Annotated in this window: 16 protein-coding genes; 10 read left to right on the forward strand and 6 right to left on the reverse strand. The window is 61.3% G+C overall.

All coding sequences use genetic code 11. The features are described 5' to 3' along the window. Positions 1-2 precede the first annotated feature (2 nt). From merD to ACX9OW_RS04910, 5 genes are all read left to right on the forward strand, one after another. Complete coding sequence (gene merD / locus ACX9OW_RS04890; RefSeq protein ID WP_000995360.1) at positions 3-368, forward strand: mercury resistance co-regulator MerD; 366 nt, start codon at positions 3-5, stop codon at positions 366-368. Then, a complete protein-coding gene (merE, locus tag ACX9OW_RS04895) occupies positions 365-601 on the forward strand; it encodes a broad-spectrum mercury transporter MerE (protein ID WP_003132004.1) in 237 nt (78 codons plus the stop codon). The genes merD and merE overlap by 4 nt, the downstream gene beginning before the upstream one ends. Next, positions 598-1,587 carry a DUF3330 domain-containing protein gene (locus ACX9OW_RS04900; RefSeq protein WP_003132006.1) on the forward strand — a complete coding sequence of 330 codons (990 nt, stop codon included), beginning with the start codon at positions 598-600 and terminating at the stop codon, positions 1,585-1,587. Before merE ends, ACX9OW_RS04900 begins: the two co-directional genes overlap by 4 nt. Positions 1,588-1,762: 175 nt before the next feature. Further along, on the forward strand, positions 1,763-2,323 hold the full coding sequence (locus ACX9OW_RS04905) for a recombinase family protein (protein ID WP_010921730.1): 561 nt from the start codon (positions 1,763-1,765) through the stop codon (positions 2,321-2,323). A gap of 3 nt (positions 2,324-2,326) precedes the next feature. Then, positions 2,327-5,293 (forward strand): Tn3-like element TnAs1 family transposase, encoded by a 2,967-nt coding sequence (locus ACX9OW_RS04910; RefSeq protein WP_005413400.1) that lies wholly within the window; start codon positions 2,327-2,329, stop codon positions 5,291-5,293. On the opposite strand, the gene ACX9OW_RS04915 is transcribed toward ACX9OW_RS04910, so the two are convergent. Beyond that, positions 5,290-5,490: a hypothetical protein gene (locus ACX9OW_RS04915; protein WP_032966765.1), complete on the reverse strand. Its 201-nt coding sequence runs from the start codon at positions 5,488-5,490 to the stop codon at positions 5,290-5,292. The two genes, ACX9OW_RS04910 and ACX9OW_RS04915, sit on opposite strands and share 4 nt — an antisense overlap. A 61-nt stretch (positions 5,491-5,551) precedes the next feature. On the opposite strand from ACX9OW_RS04915, the gene ACX9OW_RS04920 reads away from it, so the two are divergent. From ACX9OW_RS04920 to ACX9OW_RS04930, 3 genes are all read left to right on the forward strand, one after another. After that, positions 5,552-5,812: a hypothetical protein gene (locus ACX9OW_RS04920; protein WP_049401600.1), complete on the forward strand. Its 261-nt coding sequence runs from the start codon at positions 5,552-5,554 to the stop codon at positions 5,810-5,812. A 436-nt stretch (positions 5,813-6,248) separates the two neighbouring features. After that, complete coding sequence (locus ACX9OW_RS04925; RefSeq protein ID WP_395760189.1) at positions 6,249-6,776, forward strand: DUF6988 family protein; 528 nt, start codon at positions 6,249-6,251, stop codon at positions 6,774-6,776. A 242-nt stretch (positions 6,777-7,018) separates the two neighbouring features. After that, positions 7,019-7,693 (forward strand): helix-turn-helix domain-containing protein, encoded by a 675-nt coding sequence (locus tag ACX9OW_RS04930; protein ID WP_005413401.1) that lies wholly within the window; start codon positions 7,019-7,021, stop codon positions 7,691-7,693. A 314-nt stretch (positions 7,694-8,007) separates the two neighbouring features. On the opposite strand, the gene ACX9OW_RS04935 is transcribed toward ACX9OW_RS04930, so the two are convergent. From ACX9OW_RS04935 to ACX9OW_RS04955, 5 genes are all read right to left on the reverse strand, one after another. After that, the gene (locus ACX9OW_RS04935) at positions 8,008-8,637 is read right to left on the reverse strand and encodes a cyclin-dependent kinase inhibitor 3 family protein (protein ID WP_306341171.1); all 630 of its coding nucleotides are present in this window, start codon (positions 8,635-8,637) and stop codon (positions 8,008-8,010) included. 1,098 nt (positions 8,638-9,735) lie between these two features. After that, on the reverse strand, positions 9,736-10,263 hold the full coding sequence (locus tag ACX9OW_RS04940; protein WP_021201831.1) for an NIF family HAD-type phosphatase: 528 nt from the start codon (positions 10,261-10,263) through the stop codon (positions 9,736-9,738). 101 nt (positions 10,264-10,364) lie between these two features. Beyond that, positions 10,365-10,508 (reverse strand): hypothetical protein, encoded by a 144-nt coding sequence (locus tag ACX9OW_RS04945; RefSeq protein WP_153855340.1) that lies wholly within the window; start codon positions 10,506-10,508, stop codon positions 10,365-10,367. A gap of 403 nt (positions 10,509-10,911) precedes the next feature. Beyond that, complete coding sequence (locus ACX9OW_RS04950; RefSeq protein ID WP_049401588.1) at positions 10,912-11,853, reverse strand: SseB family protein; 942 nt, start codon at positions 11,851-11,853, stop codon at positions 10,912-10,914. 2 nt (positions 11,854-11,855) lie between these two features. Further along, a complete protein-coding gene (locus ACX9OW_RS04955; RefSeq protein ID WP_223224794.1) occupies positions 11,856-12,149 on the reverse strand; it encodes a BPSL0761 family protein in 294 nt (97 codons plus the stop codon). A gap of 315 nt (positions 12,150-12,464) precedes the next feature. Between ACX9OW_RS04955 and ACX9OW_RS04960 the strand changes: the two genes are divergently transcribed. After that, the gene (locus ACX9OW_RS04960) at positions 12,465-12,707 is read left to right on the forward strand and encodes a heavy-metal-associated domain-containing protein (RefSeq protein WP_224482004.1); all 243 of its coding nucleotides are present in this window, start codon (positions 12,465-12,467) and stop codon (positions 12,705-12,707) included. A gap of 137 nt (positions 12,708-12,844) precedes the next feature. Beyond that, the gene (locus ACX9OW_RS04965) at positions 12,845-13,240 is read left to right on the forward strand and encodes a hypothetical protein (protein WP_005413404.1); all 396 of its coding nucleotides are present in this window, start codon (positions 12,845-12,847) and stop codon (positions 13,238-13,240) included. The last annotated feature ends 1 nt before the right edge of the window (position 13,241 follow it).

The following is a 13,241-nucleotide window of genomic DNA, read 5'->3' on the forward strand; positions in this document are numbered from 1 at the left end:
CAATGAACGCCTACACGGTGTCCCGGCTGGCTCTTGATGCCGGGGTGAGCGTGCATATCGTGCGCGACTACCTGCTGCGCGGATTGCTGCGCCCGGTGGCGTGCACACCAGGCGGCTACGGCTTGTTCGATGACGCCGCCTTGCAACGGCTGTGCTTCGTGCGGGCGGCCTTCGAGGCGGGCATCGGCCTCGACGCGCTGGCGCGGCTGTGCCGGGCGCTGGATGCGGCGGACGGCGACGAAGCGGCCGCGCAGCTTGCCCTGCTGCGTCAGTTCGTCGAGCGTCGGCGCGAAGCGTTGGCCGATCTGGAAGTGCAGTTGGCCACCCTGCCGACCGAGCCGGCACAGCACGCGGAGAGTCTGCCATGAACAACCCCGAGCGCTTGCCGTCCGAGACGCACAAACCGATCACCGGCTACCTGTGGGGCGGACTGGCTGTGCTGACTTGCCCCTGCCACCTGCCCATCCTCGCTGTCGTGCTGGCCGGCACAACCGCCGGTGCTTTCCTCGGCGAGCATTGGGTCATCGCGGCGCTCGGTTTGACCGGCCTGTTCCTTCTGTCCCTGTCGCGGGCGTTGCGGGCATTCAGGGAAAGAGAATGAGCGCTTTCCGGCCGGATGGATGGACGACGCCGGAACTGGCCCAAGCGGTCGAGCGCGGGCAGCTTGAACTGCACTACCAGCCCGTCGTCGATCTGCGCAGTGGTGGGATTGTCGGCGCGGAAGCCCTGTTGCGCTGGCGTCATCCGACGCTTGGACTATTGCCACCGGGCCAGTTCCTGCCCGTGGTCGAATCGTCCGGCCTGATGCCTGAAATCGGCGCTTGGGTGCTGGGCGAAGCCTGCCGCCAGATGCGTGACTGGCGAATGCTGGCATGGCGACCGTTCCGGCTGGCCGTCAATGTTTCGGCGAGCCAAGTGGGACCGGACTTCGACGGGTGGGTAAAGGGCGTGCTGGCTGATGCCGAGTTGCCCGCCGAGTATCTCGAAATCGAGCTGACCGAATCGGTCGCGTTTGGTGATCCGGCGATCTTCCCCGCCCTGGACGCCTTGCGGCAGATCGGTGTGCGCTTCGCCGCCGATGACTTCGGGACGGGGTATTCCTGTCTGCAACATCTGAAGTGCTGCCCAATCAGCACGCTCAAGATCGACCAATCGTTTGTCGCCGGGCTCGCCAACGACCGCCGCGACCAAACCATCGTGCACACCGTGATTCAGCTTGCGCACGGGCTGGGCATGGATGTGGTGGCTGAAGGCGTGGAAACATCGGCGAGTCTTGATCTATTGCGACAAGCGGACTGCGACACAGGACAAGGCTTCCTGTTCGCGAAGCCAATGCCGGCGGCGGCATTCGCCGTCTTCGTCAGTCAATGGAGGGGTGCCACCATGAATGCAAGTGACTCGACCACCACCAGTTGCTGCGTGTGCTGCAAGGAAATCCCGCTCGATGCCGCCTTCACCCCGGAAGGCGCGGAATACGTCGAGCACTTCTGCGGGTTGGAGTGTTATCAACGCTTCGAAGCGCGTGCCAAGACAGGGAACGAAACCGATGCCGATCCGAACGCCTGCGACTCGCTACCGTCAGATTGAGGCATACCCTAACTGGATGTCAGGCAGGGCCGCGCCGCTTAGTCAGAATAGAGTCATCTTTCGCATTTTTTGACACATGCCTGCGAAGGTCATAGATTTCAGCCTGACAGAAACGGGGTTTGAGGCACAACGGAACAGAAGGAGCACTTAAGCCGCCTTCAACCAAGGAGACATCGTGCAGGGGCACCGCATCGGCTACGTCCGGGTCAGCAGCTTCGACCAGAACCCGGAACGCCAGCTGGAACAGACACAGGTGAGCAAGGTGTTCACCGACAAGGCATCGGGCAAGGACACCCAGCGCCCCCAGCTCGAAGCGCTGCTGAGCTTCGTCCGCGAAGGCGATACAGTGGTGGTGCACAGCATGGACCGGCTGGCCCGCAACCTCGATGACCTGCGTCGCTTGGTACAGAAGCTGACTCAACGCGGCGTGCGCATCGAGTTCCTGAAGGAGGGCCTGGTGTTCACTGGCGAGGACTCGCCGATGGCCAACCTGATGCTGTCGGTGATGGGGGCCTTCGCTGAGTTCGAGCGCGCCCTGATCCGCGAGCGGCAGCGTGAGGGCATCACCTTGGCCAAGCAGCGTGGCGCGTACCGGGGCCGCAAGAAAGCCCTGTCCGATGAGCAGGCTGCTACCCTGCGGCAGCGAGCGACGGCCGGCGAGCCCAAGGCGCAGCTTGCCCGCGAGTTCAACATCAGCCGGGAAACCCTCTACCAGTACCTCCGCACGGACGACTGACACATGCCGCGTCGCTTGATCCTCTCGGCCACGGAGCGGGGCACCCTGCTCGCGTTGCCAGAAAGCCAGGATGACCTGATCCGCTACTACACCTTCAACGACTCCGACCTGTCGCTGATCCGTCAGCGGCGCGGCGACGCCAACCGCCTCGGCTTCGCCGTGCAACTCTGCCTGCTGCGCTACCCCGGCTATGCGTTGGGCACTGACAGCGAGCTGCCCGAACCGGTCATCCTGTGGGTGGCCAAGCAAGTCCAGACCGATCCGGCGAGTTGGACGAAGTACGGCGAGCGCGATGTGACCCGTCGCGAGCACGCCCAGGAACTGCGCACCTACCTTCAACTGGCCCCGTTCGGCCTGTCCGACTTCCGCGCCCTGGTGCGCGAGCTGACCGAACTGGCCCAGCAGACCGACAAGGGCTTGCTGCTGGCCGGCCAGGCGCTGGAGAGCCTGCGGCAGAAGCGACGCATCCTGCCGGCGTTGAGCGTGATCGACCGGGCTTGCTCGGAGGCCATTGCACGGGCCAATCGGCGGGTCTACCGCGCCCTGGTTGAACCGCTCACGGACTCGCATCGGGCCAAGCTGGACGAGCTGTTGAAGCTCAAGGCCGGCAGCAGCATCACCTGGTTGACCTGGCTGCGCCAGGCACCGCTGAAACCCAACTCTCGGCACATGCTTGAGCACATCGAGCGGCTGAAGACATTTCAGCTGGTGGACTTGCCCGAAGTCCTGGGCCGGCACATCCACCAGAACCGCCTGCTCAAGCTGGCCCGCGAGGGTGGGCAGATGACGCCCAAAGACCTCGGCAAGTTCGAGCCGCAGCGGCGCTATGCGACCCTGGCCGCCGTGGTGCTGGAGAGCACTGCAACCGTGATTGATGAGCTGGTGGATCTGCACGACCGCATCCTAGTCAAGCTGTTCAGCGGCGCGAAGCACAAGCATCAGCAGCAGTTCCAGAAGCAGGGCAAGGCGATCAACGACAAGGTGCGCCTGTACTCCAAGATCGGCCAGGCGCTGCTGGAGGCCAAGGAAGCCGGCAGCGACCCCTATGCCGCCATCGAGGCGGTGATCCCCTGGGACGAGTTCACCGAGAGCGTCAGCGAAGCCGAGCTGCTGGCCCGGCCGGAGGGCTTCGACCACCTGCACCTGGTCGGCGAGAACTTCGCCACCCTGCGCCGCTACACGCCGGCTCTGCTGGAGGTATTGGAGCTGCGCGCCGCCCCGGCCGCGCAGGGCGTGCTGGCAGCCGTGCAGACGCTGCGCGAGATGAACGCCGACAACCTGCGCAAGGTGCCGGCCGATGCTCCCACCGCCTTCATCAAGCCGCGCTGGAAGCCACTGGTGATCACCCCGGAAGGCCTCGACCGGCGCTTCTACGAAATCTGCGCCCTGTCCGAGCTGAAGAACGCCCTGCGCTCCGGCGACATCTGGGTCAAGGGCTCGCGGCAGTTCCGCGACTTCGACGACTACCTGCTGCCGGCCGAGAAGTTCGCCGCGCTCAAGCGGGAACAGGCCCTGCCGCTGGCGATCAACCCGAACAGCGACCAGTATCTGGAAGAGCGCTTGCAGCTGCTGGACGAGCAGTTGGCCACTGTCGCCCGCCTGGCCAAGGACAACGAGCTGCCCGATGCCATCCTCACCGAGTCCGGGTTGAAGATCACCCCGCTGGATGCGGCGGTGCCGGATCGGGCGCAGGCGCTGATCGACCAGACCAGTCAGTTACTGCCGCGCATCAAGATCACCGAACTGCTGATGGACGTGGACGACTGGACGGGCTTCAGCCGCCACTTCACCCACCTGAAGGACGGGGCCGAGGCCAAAGACCGGACGTTGCTGCTGTCCGCGATCCTCGGTGATGCGATCAACCTCGGGCTGACCAAGATGGCCGAGTCGAGCCCCGGTCTGACCTACGCCAAGCTGTCCTGGCTGCAAGCCTGGCACATCCGCGACGAGACCTATTCGGCGGCCCTGGCCGAGCTGGTCAACCACCAGTACCAGCATGCCTTCGCCGCCCACTGGGGCGACGGCACCACCTCATCCTCCGATGGCCAGCGTTTCCGGGCTGGCGGCCGGGGCGAGAGCACCAGACACGTCAACCCGAAGTACGGCAGTGAGCCGGGACGGCTGTTCTACACCCATATCTCCGACCAGTACGCGCCGTTCAGCACCCGCGTGGTGAATGTCGGCGTGCGCGATTCCACCTATGTGCTCGACGGCCTGCTGTACCACGAGTCCGACCTGCGGATCGAGGAGCACTACACCGACACGGCCGGCTTCACCGATCACGTCTTCGCCCTGATGCACCTGCTGGGCTTCCGTTTCGCGCCGCGCATCCGCGACCTCGGCGAAACCAAGCTGTACGTGCCGCAGGGCGTGCAGACCTACCCGACGCTGCGGCCGCTGATCGGCGGCACCCTGAACATCAAGCACGTCCGCGCCCATTGGGACGACATCCTGCGCCTGGCCAGCTCGATCAAACAGGGCACCGTCACTGCCTCGCTGATGCTGCGCAAGCTCGGCAGCTATCCGCGCCAGAACGGCCTGGCCGTGGCCCTGCGCGAGCTGGGCCGGATCGAACGCACGCTGTTCATCCTAGACTGGCTGCAAAGTGTTGAGCTGCGCCGCCGCGTGCATGCCGGCCTGAACAAAGGTGAGGCGCGCAACTCGCTGGCCAGGGCGGTGTTCTTCAACCGCCTTGGGGAAATCAGGGATCGGAGCTTCGAGCAGCAGCGCTACCGGGCCAGCGGCCTCAACCTGGTGACGGCGGCTATCGTGCTGTGGAACACGGTGTACCTGGAGCGCGCCACCCAGGGGTTGGTCGAGGCCGGCAAGCCGGTGGACGGCGAGCTGCTGCAATTCCTGTCGCCGCTGGGCTGGGAGCACATCAACCTCACCGGCGATTACGTCTGGCGGCAGAGCCGCAGACTGGAAGACGGGAAGTTTCGGCCCCTACGGATGCCCGGAAAACCTTAGCGTACGATTTTTTCCGAATTCTGCGAGCCCCCCAGGAAGAATTGCGTAGACCCGCGCGCAGCAAGCACTACGTTGTGCTGAGGGATCAGCAGCAGCTTTGCCCCCGCGGAATACGCCCCTGTGAGAGCATCCTCTGCCAGGGTATCCGCTGCGACGACGAGGTGGTCACGAGTGAGGAGAACGTTGAGGATGCTCATTGCGGGATCGTCTAGACGTTTGCAGACTATCGCCTTCCCCTCCCCTCCTGTCCAGACTGCTATGGCCTCCGCGATCACACAAATTCTTGGTCGCCCCAATGCTTGCGAGAACGCACTTGAGATACGCCGCGGCTACCTCAAGGCGATGGAAGATGCGCTGCGGGTTTCGCTTCTGATCCACCAAGATCCAAGGCTTCTGTTCGACACGTGGGCCAGACTGCTCCCCTTGATCGCTCAAAGCCACGAGAGTGACGGCAGCCAGCCATTTGCGACCGGGATCGTCCGCTCGCGCGATCATGGATCCCGGCGGTTGGCTGGCTGAGCGTATGGTTGCAATATAGGAAGCAATCGCGCGCGGACCAGAACGCTGTTCATCGCAGACATTCTTAGGGTGCCATTGCAGAGATTTCAGCTTTTGAGGAATAAAATTTCAGTGCAAGACGGTCCATTGCAGAAAAATTTGACTTGCGACTGACGCAACGCAGAAATTGCTGATGCACGGATGATGCAATGCAGAGATTACCGGCTAACAGATGCTGCAGCCCAGCCGGCCAACTGAGGGCTTTGCCCGATGGACGAGCCGTTACTCTTGCCTGCAGATCACGATTCTAGGATGACTTGTGCCTCAATCGGCTGACCAGGATCGGGCGTCTGTGCTGGAGGGCTCCTTAGAGCTCTTGGGTGAAATTCGAGCCGCTTGGATGGAGATAGAGCATGGACGTGACCGAAGATCGACGGCGGTGGCGGCACTTTGCCAGATGTCCCTTGATCACGCCGTGGCAGTACAGTCCCTGATCGCTACTCTGCCCCAGTCAGCAATCTCGCTGGTCCGGCCCCAGTATGAGGCCCTCGTGCGTGCAACCTGGGCATGTTATGCAGCTACCGACACCGACATCGAGAAGCTTCTTGCGCCCCTGACTCTGGAGAGTCAGCAAGCGGCAAAGAGGCTCCCTGGCGTTCAGGACATGCTCGTAAAGCTTGAGTCCTCTGGGCCCCGAGGAGCATCACAGTTGTTGGGCAGAGCCAGACAATGCCTTTATGTCGGCTTGAACTCCTATCTCCATGCCGGGATTCACCCCTTGGCAAGGCAGTTAAATGGCTACCCGGGCGCGCTTCTGGCGGGGGTGGCCATGAACAGCAATGCGCTTGCCATGCTAACCCTTCTGAATCTGGCGCACCTGTGGCCAGGCGAACCAGTTCTGGCATGGATGAATGCACTGCATCATCAATTTGGGGGTGTTTTGCCAGAGTTGGAGCCATTGACCCCCCATCAGCCCTCGCCATAGAGCTGTCCCGGATCGCCTGCGCGTCTAGGGTGGGGTCTGTGGTGAGTGACTAGGCAGTTGGGCCTCGCCCCCCTCTGGGGGCACGGGGAGAACATCACGGGCGCATAAGCAGTTGCCCCGGATTTCTCGTTGGGGCAAGTCCTGGCAGTTGATCTGTGTCGGGGGCCTGTCGGGCGACTGTCATGTTTCCAAGTTCGGCACCCTCCTAATCTGGGCTCCCTACCCCTCCGGAGTTATCTTCTATGACCACCAAGACCCCGCCTCGCCTGCTTACCGCTGCTGAGGTTGGCGCCTGCATTCGCCAGTTCCGCCAGTTGCGTCATTGGTCGCAAGAACAATTGGCCGAGATCTCGGGCCTGAACGTGCGAACAGTTCAGCGGGTTGAGCAGGGTGACTCGGCCAGTTTCGACACCCGTCGCGCACTGGCGCGCGCCTTCGATTTCAATGACATCGATGCACTCAACAAGCCTTTCTCGCTGCCGACAGACGAGGAACTGCAGGCGGCGCAAGCGCAGTTTGAGCGCGACTACATCACCCTGGCGGTGTCCCCGCTTGCTGCTGGGCGCGAGCTGGCCAGCCTGATCGTTTCGTGCGACATGGATCTGTCCGAACCGGCTTTCGAGCTGTCGCGCGAGGCGGCGAGCGAGTTTGCTGCACTGGTCGACTACTACCGTGAGTATCGCGACTGCCAAGACCTGTATTCAGAAGTCGACAAGCTAGACATCTACGACGGGCTGCAGCAGCGCATTGAGGTCCTGCGGGAACTGGGAGTATCACTGTCGCACGGTCAGCGTAAGGTCGTCATTCGGATGGGCTCAGGTATGCCGATGGATGCCACGGTCCTGTACGTCGTGGCGTTTCGCCTCGGCCACGAGTGCAGTCAGATCGTAACTCCTAAGGCAGCACGCATCGGCTGAGTCAGCATTCATTAGATCGATAGTGGTGGCGATACATCTGACAGATGTCTATTGATCGCGCCGTCGCAGTACAGTCCCTGGAGGTTGCCCTGCCTTAGTCAGCGATAGCGCTGGTCCGGCCCCAGCACAAGACCCTGATTCGTGCGACAGCAAGGTTCTTAGCTTTCGAGGCAGCGAATTTTTGATGTGCCCTGAACCCTCGCGAAGATCCACTATGGAGACGCCGTCGATTTCTGGATCCAGACCTAAGAAGCCCTCGAGTTCTGGATCCACAGGCAACTCGTCCTTGAGTTCCTGACTGCGCACCTGAGTGGTCAAGCTCCGCCCGGGTGAAGGCTCTGCGCCCAGTACTCTAGGAACTCCTCTTGAGCAATCGTTTCGATTGCGCCTGGCCTGGCATGCCGCACCATGTGGATGGCATCCGATGCCCGCTTGGCCTCGCCAGACTGCAGCAAAAGCATGGCAGCGACCGTTCCCGCGCGTCCCAACCCCCCCTTGCAGTGGACCACGATCCTTTGACCGCTCAGCATGTCAGCGACGAGCTCAGCACTTAGCTGTAGCCAATCTTTGAGGAGTCTGTCGTCTGGTGCGGCTCCATCAGTGATTGGCAGTCCATGCCAAGAGATGCCCTTCCCCGCCACTATCGCCGGTAAGCTCTCGATTCGAAGGTCCTTGAGCTCCCAAGGCTCAAGCAAGGTGACTAGGTGAGTGGCACCCCAGTCCTGAATAGCCGAGACGTCCACATCTAGGTCTCTCGCCCATGCTCCAGTCATGGCGACTTCCTGGTACTTGCCTGGCGCAAATGTCACCCCTATGCCGCCTCCATGGGCTCCAACAGGCAACTCTGCAATCAGTAACGGGTGGCTAGCGCTGGTGCGCATCATTTCGGCTCTCCCAACATGCGGTAACGTTCTGCGTCGTGCGCCGGGGCGCTCCCCGCTCATTCGCTGCACGGCTAGGATATCGGATGTTCAGATATCGTTGAACTGGAGAGAACACCTAAGGGTCAATATCGGAAAGTCAGATAGACAGTCTGTGGGCAGGTTGATATCCTGACAACTGGTATCGCGATTTGAGGGCTGTGTGGCCTATGTCGTTAGCCAACCGACCCTCATCGCGCCCTGGCCAGAACTGGACAATTTCGTTCGTTCAATAGGTCCCTTTCTTGCGTGCGCGTGGTGCGCGCTAGAGCGCTCAAGAACGGCTAGTTCGCCGGTAGCTGCTGAGGGGTTGGCCTCGCAGGCACTTGACACGCTTGCGACGCTGCGCGTCCTCCATCGCGAACCAGTCGAATGTTCTCGGCTTGCCGCAAGATCTCTGTATGAGCCCCTGGCTTGGTCCTACAAATCTCCGTGGTCTCGCAGTGACTTGAACCTTGAGTCGGCATTGACCCGGTCGCTCACCCAGTGGGCGGCTGAGTGCACGCCCAGTGCGAGGCGGAATCTCGGAATTTCACTGGCATCCACCGAAGCTCGAGCGTACTTGGCAAACCTTCTGCGGAAGCATCGGTTGGACCCGAAGCTAGGCGACGGGCTTCAGTCGATTGGATCGCCTGAATGGAATGCGCTCAGCTTGGGGCGTAAGCGCTACGTGCTGTGGGCGAGCATGCGAAATTCTGCCTCGGAGTTCATACAAAGCGGTTTGGATGAGCATGCCGCGAGGCGAGCACTTGATCGCGAGATAAAACGCAGATGCATCTGGTTAGCTGGACGCGAGCAAGCTGGAACCCTCGCCCGGAAGGATTTTTGCTTCTTGCCTGGTCAGGGTTGGCGTCAGCCGTTGATCCTGGACGTTGCAATGGAGACTTTCCTGCCGCTGGGCATGGCGTACTGGCTGGAACCTAGCGGCAGTTGGCAGCTTTAGCTTCTAGTCTGAGTAGACCGACCAGCTGCCACGGGTCCATGAGATGGTTTGAGGGGGCTCAGGACTCTATCGCGGTAAACGCCCCCCCAGGTCTATATCGACGGTTCTCCAACGAAGCGCTGGACCTTGGTTGACCGGCGAGCCTGTGGCCCATTGGACGCTGGCCAAGAGATGGCCCTCTAGTACTCGTTCAGTCGCTTACGGATTGCCTCGATGGCATCGTCCAGTCCCGCGTCGTCCTCGGGGTAAGGAGAACAAAACAGTTGAACCGGGACCCAGCAATGTTCCTGTCCCGGTTGTACATAGGGGGCGTAATCATCTAGTAGCCATGCAGAGCCGATGGGCTGGGAAACGTTGGCAAGATCCTTCGTCGGCCCAGTCCAGTCTATGTATGGCAAGCGGGCAAACCAACCCGGGGCCGCTCCTTCGCAAGCCAATAGGTCGGCAATCTCGCGAAATCTAGGCTCCGGAACTGTGGTGAAGATGACTAGACCCTCAAAGAGCGACTTTGCCGACTCCAGAAATTCGTAGAGGCCCGGGCGCGGGATCTGGCTTACAGCGTTGGAAATCAGCGTTCCTTCTAAGTCCAAGGCGAGGATGGACGGGCGCATTGTGTAATGGTCCTCTTTGGCGGGGGTGAACGTCGGTACCGCTACCAAGCCCCGCCGGAGGGTGATCCGCCGGCGGGGCTTGGTAGCATCAGACATCTTCGAACTCGCTCGCTTGCTTGAGTTGGTTCTCAAGGAAATCAATGCGCTTCTGAAGATCGGCACTTAGATAGGCTTTGTCCGTAAAGTCCATTGCTGTCTCAGGGATCATCTCCAGCTCGACGCGTGTGGATGTAGCTGATGTACAGCGCCGCATTCCAGCTCGCTTCGCTCAATGGCAGTGTTGAGCGGTTGATGATGCGGGCGGTGATGACTGGCTTGGGCCCAAAGAAGCTGTTTTCCATCCGGAACTCTGGATCAACCGCACTGACCCTCTTTAGCTCGGCGATAGTAGGAAGTTGATCGTTGGCCTCCTGTCATAGCGCTTCTATCTCCTTGGGATTGCTATCCCTGATGTGCTTAACCTGCCCTCTCACCACCTGCCTTACGGAAGCGTTTGGGTAGGTCTGGTTCAGTTTTTCAAGAAGGTCGGCAGGGATTCGTGAGAAAAACAGCCGAATCGTCTCTAACACCATGATTCAACGAGGAAACACCCCTCGACGTCAGGCAGTTCGTGGATTACAGACCTAGGCTTGATTGAACCAGAAGCCGCGTGACACAGGCATTCCTGGAGTACTGCTCAGGCACGCGTGCCCTTCTTGAATATTGGATTCAAGAGTTTCCACGCTCCTGACCCAACGGAAACCTTCAAGAAGGCTCTGACCGTCGCCTGATCCATTGCAGTAGTTCCTCGTGCGGGATCGTACGTCCAGCGTCGACGTCGGCCATACCCTCGCGGGTCCGCCGTTCCTTCTCTTCCTCGGTCAATCCCGGAAGGAGTGCTAGTAGCTTATCTTCAGGGCTCATAGGCCGATGAGCTGTGCTCAAGTTGGCTTGATTCTCGTGAAAAAATATGGGCAGGATCTGGGGATCATCCAAGCCCGCCGGCAAAGGCAGCGATACGTCGTGGACCGCCAAGTCGATGATGACGTCCAAATCTGAGCATAAGGGCTGTATGGCGGTGGTCACCAGACGAGCCGCCCGCTCGGCGAAAGCCAGGTCCACCACCAGCCAGATCAACAGACCGGGAGGCTGTTCGACGCCCCCTGACGAGTGAGTTTCCAGGAGATAGGCCGACGAGACGAAGTCGGCGTGCTCAAGGCTGCCGCTGATGGCCGGAGCGAGCCAAGCCGGCGCGGCCTGGGCAGGTCTCACCGCGAACTCCGCCGGCGCCAGACGTTCCACCCTGGCCAGAAAGCCCGTATCCAACAATGTCGCAACCTCTTCCGGGTACAGGACAACGCCGCCGTAGTTGGGATTGAGCATCAACGTCGCGCCGCGAGTACCGGTTAGCAGCTCACGGCCTGAAACTCCCAGAATTCTGACAGCAGACGAGCTGGCCGCCTGCGCCTTGTCGAGCGAGGTAAAGAAAGGGATCGCATCGAAACCGTCAGGATGGCGGAACTGGACCAGCCGCAGTGTCTGCGCGTCGTCCGAGATGGGCGCATGCACGTACACGATCGCATCCATCAGTCGCTTGAAGAATGCGCGTTCCTCGGCCGCACTGTCGCGGGCCCGTTCAAAGGAAGCCTCCAGCGCTGTCTCCGCAGACGTAGTCCCTCTTCCACGCGGCCTGCTCGGTTGCTTCATGGTCAGATGCGATGAGGGCCGAGCGGGTACCCGGAGAACCAATCCGCCTCGATCTCGCTGCTCAGGTAGGGTCGTACGAAGGCCGACTGGGTCAGCGCTCGCAGCCGCTCTTCGTGCTCAGCAATCGCCTCGATGTCGCTGACGGTTGGATAGTGCCGCAGCAGTCGATATGCCTCTTGCCGCACCTCTTTAGGCACGGCTTGGCTGGCCGCTAGCTGCCTGAGGAACGCGCCCGCCTGCAGCACATTGCGGGTGCGCTCAGATGGCATCGTCATGACATCAAGAATGACTAGCACTAAGGAATGCTTAGCTTATCGCGTTTGTGGCCGGCCAGGGCACGGTGCAACTACAGACCTTGCGATTCCTGTATTAATGTAATATAATCAATAACTTAATTCGCATAAGTGAGCGTTATGTCCATGGAGTGAGGGCCAATAGGAACGAGCAGGTAGCCTGAGCCTTCCCATGATGGGAAGGTCAACAACGCGGGACGGATTACCACTCAACTTGCCTGTCGTTTGACCTTCCCACCGTGGGAAGGCTCATCGTCACGCCGTCGGCAAACCGCCGATGCTTTTGGAGGGTTGTCCATGAATCTCGTTGTTGAAGGTATGACCTGTGGTCACTGTGTCCGAACGGTCACCCAAGCCATTCAGGCCCTTGACCCCCACGCCCAGGTGGACGTCGATCTGGGCAGTGGCGTGGTCAAGATCGAGGGCCTGCTTGCCGTAGAACAGGCGGTTGAGGCTATCCAGCGGCAAGGCTATGTGATCGCTGCGGTGCTCCCTTCTGAGGCTGGTACGCCGGCCGCCCCGGCCGTCGCATCCTCCTGCTGCGGCGGATGCCACCGCTGAGTCCGCGCGAGGGCTTGATCCTGATCAATGACAGTCGGCCCCAAGAGGGCTAGACTGGCCATCATGAGAGCTCGCACGTCCCCTGCCCTGATCTGCCCAGCGTCCGCAGGCGCTGCTTCGGGCGTGCGGGAGCTGTCATGGTGAGGCTGCTGAGGCGGTGGCGGCGACCCCGTTCTCGTGCCCGACTGGCATGGCTGGGACTGTGGGCGCTGCTGCTGCAGCAACTCGCGCTGGTGGCTTACGCCTGTCCGCTGGAATCGGTGGAAGCTGGACAAGCGACCCTGATGGTCGGTTGCGAAGAGATGTCCACGCCGGATCCCGATGCTCCGGCGTTGTGCGACCAGCATTGCCAGCGCGATCACATCGCCACGGCCGATGCGAAGGCCCCTCAAGTGCCTTACCAGCCCGCGCTGGCCGCCTTCGCGCTGGTGCAGGCTCTGTTGCCACCGGTACACGCGCAGTTGTATCGGGATGTTCCGGTGTGCGTGTCCGATCCGCCTCCCCTGCAGCGCTTCTGTAGCCTGCTGATTTAAG

The sequence above is a fragment of the Stenotrophomonas genospecies 5 genome (assembly GCF_054473825.1).

Coding starts and splice junctions, on each gene's coding strand:
- ACX9OW_RS04935 (WP_306341171.1), bottom strand. CDS start 8,637: ATGAGCGGGGAGCGCCCCGGCGCACGACGCAGAACGTTACCGCATGTT.
- merD (WP_000995360.1), top strand. CDS start 3: ATGAACGCCTACACGGTGTCCCGGCTGGCTCTTGATGCCGGGGTGAGC.
- ACX9OW_RS04920 (WP_049401600.1), top strand. CDS start 5,552: ATGGCCTCCGCGATCACACAAATTCTTGGTCGCCCCAATGCTTGCGAG.
- ACX9OW_RS04925 (WP_395760189.1), top strand. CDS start 6,249: ATGTCCCTTGATCACGCCGTGGCAGTACAGTCCCTGATCGCTACTCTG.
- ACX9OW_RS04930 (WP_005413401.1), top strand. CDS start 7,019: ATGACCACCAAGACCCCGCCTCGCCTGCTTACCGCTGCTGAGGTTGGC.
- ACX9OW_RS04940 (WP_021201831.1), bottom strand. CDS start 10,263: ATGTCTGATGCTACCAAGCCCCGCCGGCGGATCACCCTCCGGCGGGGC.
- ACX9OW_RS04960 (WP_224482004.1), top strand. CDS start 12,465: ATGACCTGTGGTCACTGTGTCCGAACGGTCACCCAAGCCATTCAGGCC.
- ACX9OW_RS04910 (WP_005413400.1), top strand. CDS start 2,327: ATGCCGCGTCGCTTGATCCTCTCGGCCACGGAGCGGGGCACCCTGCTC.
- ACX9OW_RS04945 (WP_153855340.1), bottom strand. CDS start 10,508: ATGGAAAACAGCTTCTTTGGGCCCAAGCCAGTCATCACCGCCCGCATC.
- ACX9OW_RS04965 (WP_005413404.1), top strand. CDS start 12,845: ATGGTGAGGCTGCTGAGGCGGTGGCGGCGACCCCGTTCTCGTGCCCGA.
- merE (WP_003132004.1), top strand. CDS start 365: ATGAACAACCCCGAGCGCTTGCCGTCCGAGACGCACAAACCGATCACC.
- ACX9OW_RS04900 (WP_003132006.1), top strand. CDS start 598: ATGAGCGCTTTCCGGCCGGATGGATGGACGACGCCGGAACTGGCCCAA.
- ACX9OW_RS04915 (WP_032966765.1), bottom strand. CDS start 5,490: ATGAGCATCCTCAACGTTCTCCTCACTCGTGACCACCTCGTCGTCGCA.
- ACX9OW_RS04950 (WP_049401588.1), bottom strand. CDS start 11,853: ATGAAGCAACCGAGCAGGCCGCGTGGAAGAGGGACTACGTCTGCGGAG.